Source organism: Aeromicrobium sp. (assembly GCF_032084975.1).
Lineage (GTDB): Bacteria > Actinomycetota > Actinomycetes > Propionibacteriales > Nocardioidaceae > Aeromicrobium.
The window spans coordinates 1-2,790 of sequence record NZ_DAMDLR010000144.1; the positions used below are offsets into that span (position 1 = coordinate 1).

A 2,790-nucleotide genomic window follows, 5' to 3' on the forward strand; every position below is an offset into this window, starting at 1 on the left:
AACTCCTGGCCGGAGGGCTGGCCCACCGGCACGGGCTCGGTGACGACGCGCTGCTCGGTCGCTCCGGACCGCTCCGCCGGACGCTCGGTGGCCGGGGCCGCCGGGGCCGACTCGTTGGCCGCCTGCTGCTGGTCGCGACTGCGCAGGGCCGGCTGCGAGGTGTTGCGCTGCTTGGGCTCGCCGCCGTCGAAGCCGGCCGCGATCACGGTGATGCGGACCTCGTCGCCGAGCGAGTCGTCGATCACGGTGCCGAAGATGATCTTGGCGTCGTCGTGGACCGCCTCCTGCACCAGCTCGGCGGCCTCGTTGATCTCGAACAGGCCCAGGTCCGAGCCACCGGCGATCGACAGGAGGACACCACGGGCGCCCTCGATCGAGGCCTCGAGCAACGGGCTGGAGACAGCCAGCTCGGCGGCGGTCGCGGCGCGGTGCTCGCCACGGGCCGAGCCGATGCCCATGAGGGCGGAGCCGGCGTCGCTCATGATCGACTTCACGTCGGCGAAGTCGACGTTGATCAGGCCGGGCGTGGTGATGAGCTCGGAGATGCCCGAGACGCCCTGGTACAGCACCTGGTCGGCCTGGCGGAAGGCGTCGAGCAGGCTGATGTTCTGGTCGCTGATCGAGAGCAGTCGGTCGTTCGGGATGACGATGAGGGTGTCGACCTCCTCGCGCAGGCGCTGCACGCCGACGTCGGCCTGCGCCGCACGGTTGCGGCCCTCGAACTTGAAGGGGCGCGTGACGACCCCAATCGTCAGGGCGCCCAGCGAGCGCGCGATGCGAGCCACGACGGGCGCGCCGCCGGTGCCCGTGCCGCCTCCCTCGCCCGCCGTCACGAAGACCATGTCCGCGCCCTTGAGGGCGGCCTCGATCTCGTCGGCGTGGTCCTCGGCGGCCTTCATCCCGATCTCGGGATCGGCGCCGGCACCGAGGCCGCGGGTCGAGTCACGACCGACATCGAGCTTGACGTCGGCATCGGTCATCAGCAATGCCTGGGCATCGGTGTTGATCGCGATGAACTCGACGCCCTTGAGGCCTGCCTCGATCATCCGGTTGACGGCGTTGACACCGCCGCCGCCGATACCGACGACCTTGATCACCGCAAGGTAGTTCTGGACCGCCATGTCGTTCCCCTTCAACCCTAAACTTCAAGTGGAGGCTTATAGTTATGTCAACCTCGCCGTTGTCACGACACTAAGGCGGTGACCTGAGTGATCAGTGGTGACACGCCGCGTGTCGCGCGTGTTGTTCGTCATCCCTCGCGGCGATGCTGCACGCCGCCTCGGATCCATGCCGTCTTCGCAGTTTTGGTCACGGATCCACGCCCCGCCCGCTCCGTCACGTGGATCCGTTGCCAAAAGTGGACCCCCCCTCCCCCGGCCGCGCCCTCGGCGTAGTGACCGGGCGGCTACTGCAGCGTGGTGGGGCGCTCGGGCGCGCTGACGTCGTAGCTGCTCGCCTCGATCTGCAGGAGCGGTCCGAGCACCGAGAGCTTGGCGTCGGACTCCTCCGCGCTCCCCCACACGACCGTCCGGTCCTTCGACAGGTCCAGCTCGATCGAGTCGCGGGTCTCGGCCCGGATGACGTCGGTCAGGCGCAACAGCTCGGCGTCGCCGTCCGCGATGTCGGCCGCTACCCGGGCAACGGCCGACAGGACGCGCTTGTCCTCGTCGTCGACGTCGAGCTCGGGCAGGTGCGACGGCTCGCGGTTGAGCGGCCGGTACACGACCCCGGAGGCGTCGACCGCCCACGGCGTGCCGGACCGGTCGATCCAGGCGACGGCCGTGCGCTCGGTGACGAGGATGCGCACGGCGTGCGGCAGGTCGTGCTCGACGCGGACGGACTCGACGGGCGCGAGCTCGAGGACCCTCTCGGCCACGGCCTCGGTGTCCAGGCGCAGCAGCGGCGTGCCCATGGGCACCTGCGCCGCACGGACGACGCGCTCGACCGGCACGTGCTCGGTCCCGCGCACCTCGACGCTGCGGATGTCGAGCAGGCTCGAGAACCACACGGCCCAGACGCCCGCCAGGACCAGGACGAGCGCGAGGACGACCGCGGCGATGCGCCACCGCCTCCGGCGCTGCTGCTGGCGCAGCTTCTCGGTGAAGCGGTCGCTCATCCGGCGGTCTCCCGCAGGAGCGCCAGGAGGGCGGGACCCACGGTGGTGACGTCACCGGCACCCAGCGTCAGCACGAGGTCGCCCGGCTGCAGCAGCGGAGCCACGACGGACGGGACGTCGCCGACCGCACCGCCCCCGATGGCGTCCGGGCCCGCGGTCTCTAGCACGAGCGCCGACGTGACGTCGGGATCGGGCGCCTCACGTGCGAGGTAGAGGTCGGCGACCACCACGAGGTCGGCGGCCGCGAGCTCGCGGCCCATCTGCGCGCCGAAGATGCGGGTCCGGCTGACCAGGTGCGGCTGGAAGACGACGACGAGCCGCCCCTCCCCCGCGAGGGCGCGTCCGGCGGCCAGGTCGGCGGCGATCTCGGTGGGATGGTGTGCGTAGGAGTCGACGACCCGGACGCCCGCGGCCTCGCCCTTGGGCTCCATGCGGCGGGCGGCACCGGTGTATCCCGCGAGGCCCGCGACGAGCCCGGCCGCATCGTGCCCGAGCTCGAGACCGGTGGCGAGCGCCAGGAGCGCGTCCGCGGCGTAGTGGCGTCCGGGAACGGCCAGGACGACCTCGGTCGGCGCCAGTCCGGGTCCGGAGACCGTGAACCGTGTGCTGGCCCCCTCGACACGCACGTCGGTGCCGCGCACGTCGGCGTCCTCGGCGAACCCGGCAGTGACGAC

The 2,790-nt window shown here is 71.6% G+C and carries 3 protein-coding genes; all 3 read right to left on the reverse strand.

The features are described from left to right. Window positions 1-1,121 (reverse strand): cell division protein FtsZ (gene ftsZ, locus RT323_RS16450; RefSeq protein WP_313410354.1); only part of this gene is annotated, 1,121 nt, incomplete at its 3' end. Between the two features lie 284 nt (window positions 1,122-1,405). Beyond that, a complete protein-coding gene (locus RT323_RS16455; protein WP_313410356.1) occupies window positions 1,406-2,116 on the reverse strand; it encodes an FtsQ-type POTRA domain-containing protein in 711 nt (236 codons plus the stop codon). After that, the coding region (locus RT323_RS16460; protein WP_313410358.1) for a glutamate ligase domain-containing protein at window positions 2,113-2,790 on the reverse strand (678 nt) is incomplete at its 5' end. The genes RT323_RS16460 and RT323_RS16455, both read right to left, overlap by 4 nt.

Bases quoted from the DNA above. Each gene is read 5' to 3' on its own strand.
- RT323_RS16455 (WP_313410356.1), bottom strand. From the start codon at position 2,116: ATGAGCGACCGCTTCACCGAGAAGCTGCGCCAGCAGCAGCGCCGGAGG.